Consider the following 1,255-nt stretch of genomic DNA (forward strand, 5'->3'; position numbering starts at 1 on the left):
GGCCGCGCCGCTGCGCCAGCCGGGTCAGGGTCCGCAGCGCCCCGCCCTCCGCCTCGGGCAGCGACGACAGCAGCGCCTCCTCCCGCTCGTCCAGCACCCGCTCGCCGTCGGGGTCCACCGCCGCCATGCCCGCTCCTGCTCCGCACCCACCCTTGGCCGCCTACCCGCCCCCTCGCGCAGCAGCGGCCCTGGGCGGTCGTTCGCCGCCTTGGAAGGGCACCATTTGGAAGGCATGGAACCGGACGGCCAGAGCCGATCCGTAACGCACGAGCCGGTGCGGCCGCAGCGCCACAGGGCCACCGGGCGAGTGTCAGGCGCTCACGGGGCGGGAGCGTCGAGGAACACCGGGCGAGCCGCGAGGTCGACCGCGATCCGCGCCGCCTGCAAGGAGGGCAGCAGGCTCGCCGCCGGCAGGCGCAGGTAGCGCTCGAGCAGTTGCAGGTAGAGGCCCATGAAGCGCGGCCCGTGCCCGTCCGTCCCGCCCTCAGCCGTGCTGGTCAGGGCGTGGGCAAGCTCGTGCAGCAGGACCCAGGACGGCAGCGCCTCGGGCAGGCGCAGCCGCAGCCGGGTGGCATCCGCCTGCCGGGCGCTCGCCTGACACGGCAGCCGCTCCACCTTCGGCGGCCAGCGCAGGTCCATCTCGGCCCAGATCGCGTCCACCATCGCCTGGACGGCGGCGAAGGGGATAAGGTCCGGCGCGTGGGGCGCCACCACCCGGTCCTCCCAGGCGTAGACCCGCCCGCGCTGGCGATCGCGCCCGCTCATCCCTCCAGCCGGTCCCGCGGAGCGCCGCCCACCGGGCGCTGCAGGTTGACCCGTTCGCCTGCGGCAAAACCGTGCTCGTAGGCACCGTCCAGGCGGATGCTGGCACCCCGCGGCGCCACAAGCCGCACGGCCGCCGCGCGGAAGGCCTCCTCCACTATGCCGTGCTTGACGAGGACCAGCGCCGTGCCGGTCGGGCGCTGCGCCGCCACCTCCGCCTCGCGGGCGGCGTGCAGCGCCTCCAGGCGCTCGGCCAGGCGGCCGGCCATGCCGTGGGCGAAGCTGGTAGAGGCCTGCCGCAGGCGAGTGCCCCGCAGGGCCGGGTGCTGCGCCCGGAAGCCCAGCACCTCCCGGCGGATGCCGCGGTCGATCACCGCGAAGAGGTAGACCGCCATGGCGGTGTCCGGCTCGAAGCCGAAGAACACGTAGCGCGAGCGGTCCTCGTCGCGGGCGAGCCAGACCTTGCAGTCGCAGAAGCGGGCGATGGCGGGCA

General features: G+C 75.3%; 2 protein-coding genes. Both read right to left on the reverse strand.

Going from position 1 to position 1,255, the window contains the following annotated elements; genetic code table 11:
* Positions 1 to 318: 318 nt before the first annotated feature.
* On the reverse strand, positions 319 to 765 hold the full coding sequence (locus tag EAH89_RS30855) for a SprT family zinc-dependent metalloprotease (protein WP_140888009.1): 447 nt from the start codon (positions 763 to 765) through the stop codon (positions 319 to 321).
* On the reverse strand, positions 762 to 1,255 hold a 494-nt coding region (locus tag EAH89_RS31700), incomplete at its 5' end, for a DUF7168 domain-containing protein (RefSeq protein WP_161993868.1). The genes EAH89_RS30855 and EAH89_RS31700, both read right to left, overlap by 4 nt.

The sequence above is a fragment of the Muricoccus nepalensis genome (assembly GCF_006438825.1).
GTDB classification, from domain to species: Bacteria; Pseudomonadota; Alphaproteobacteria; order Acetobacterales; family Acetobacteraceae; genus Roseomonas; species Roseomonas nepalensis.